Annotated in this window: 2 protein-coding genes; both read left to right on the top strand. The window is 71.7% G+C overall.

Features of this window, described 5'->3' with window-relative positions; genetic code table 11:
• A partial coding sequence (locus ESO86_RS16505; protein ID WP_277985245.1) for a glycerophosphodiester phosphodiesterase family protein occupies positions 1 to 275 on the top strand: 275 nt, incomplete at its 5' end.
• 114 nt (positions 276 to 389) lie between these two features.
• Positions 390 to 1,687, top strand: a 1,298-nt coding sequence (locus ESO86_RS16500; protein ID WP_165308178.1) for a PI-PLC domain-containing protein, incomplete at its 3' end; no start/stop codon positions are given.

The following is a 1,687-nucleotide window of genomic DNA, read 5'->3' as shown; positions in this document are numbered from 1 at the left end:
CGCGCCGAGCGCGCCCCGACGCCGCCCTGCGCGGGTCCGACCTCGTCGACGCCGCGCACGCGGCGGGCCTCGCGGTGTACACGTGGACCCTGCGCCCCGAGAACCGCTTCCTCGCGCCCGAGTTCCGGCGGGGCGCGTCGCGGAGCGCGTGGGGCGACTGGCTCGGCGAGTTCACCCGGATCATGGACACGGGCGTCGACGGCGTGTTCGTCGACCACCCCGACCTCGGCTTCGAGGCGCGTGCCGCGTACTTCGACTCCGAGTACCTTCCCTGACGCCCGCCTCCGGCGCAGCGACGTGCGGGCCACCCGGACGGGGACCTCGTCGCGGGCCCGGCCGGAGGGGAGCCTTGGGCCGGATGCACCCACGAGCCGGTCCGAGGGGGTCCGATGATGGGGAACTCGAGGCGGAGGGCACCAGTCCTCGCCGCCGCCGCGATCGTCGCGGTGGTCGCGGCGATCACGCCGGCACCGGCGTACGCCTACGAGACGTCGGCGTACTCGCACGACGCCCATCCCAAGGCGCTCCACGAGGACTGGATGGCGGGCCTGCCGGACGACCTCCGGCTGAGCGAGCTCTCGCTCCCCGGGACGCACGACTCCGGGGCGTCGAAGTTCGGCGGCGACATCACGTTCACGCAGAGCATGGGCTTCAGCGACCAGCTCGCCGCCGGCATCCGCGCCCTCGACATCCGGGTCGGCGAGAACGGCGTGTGCCCGCTCGACATCTTCCACGGCATCGACTGCCAGTTCACGCCCTACGGCGAGGTGGTGGCCGATCTCGTGGAGTTCCTCGACGAGCATCCGAGCGAGACCATCGTGACCCGGGTCAAGAACGAGCACGGGAACCCGTCGTTCGCCGAGGTGAAGGCGCTCCTCGAGGGGCACTACTACGACGGCACCGACACGGACCCGGAGCTCGGCGACCTGCGCGGGAAGATCGTGGTCTACGTGGAGGACTTCGACCCGATCGGCCCGTTCTCGTGGTCGGACGCGAACCTCGACATCGAGGACCACTTCGAGCTGGACACCGAGCGCGACCTCGCGGTGAAGTGGACCGAGTACGTCGCCCCGCACCTGGCCGAGGCGGATCGGGTCGCCGACGACCCGGCCGGACGGATCTTCATCACGTTCACGTCGGCTGCGGACGGCGGGTTCCCGTACTTCTACGCCAGCGGGCACTCGTCCCCTGCGACGGACGCCGACCAGCTGCTGACCGGCTGGACGCGAGGGCACATCGACTCCTGCAAGCACGACTCGAAGTGCCTGCGCGAGTACCCGAGCGTCAACTGCTTCCTCGGGACCTGCTCGGTCGAGTTCGTCGGGCTGAACCAGCTGACGATGGACTACGTGCGGACGACGGTCCGCGACCGGGCGGGCATCGTGTACAGCGACTTCCCGGGGCCGGGGCTCATCGAGGCGGTCATCGCGCTGAACGTGCCCGGGAGGGACCTTCCCGACGACGGATCGCCGCACGACGTCGTCCACGTGCTGCAGTCCGCGCTCGATCGCGACGAGCTCACGCCCCGCCAGGCGCGCCTCGCGGCGCGCGTGATCGCCGACCTGTGGGGTTCGGGGAGGGGCAGCGGCGGATGGCAGGACCTCGCCGCGAGGTCCGCGGTGCTCCCGGCGCTGACGAGGCTGGCCGACGCGGTCGACGCGGTCGACGCCCTCGACGCGCTCGACGC

Source organism: Agromyces binzhouensis (assembly GCF_004135055.1).
Lineage (GTDB): Bacteria > Actinomycetota > Actinomycetes > Actinomycetales > Microbacteriaceae > Agromyces > Agromyces binzhouensis.
The sequence above is the reverse complement of the archived record's forward strand: the minus strand, read 5'-3'. Positions and strand labels throughout refer to the sequence as shown.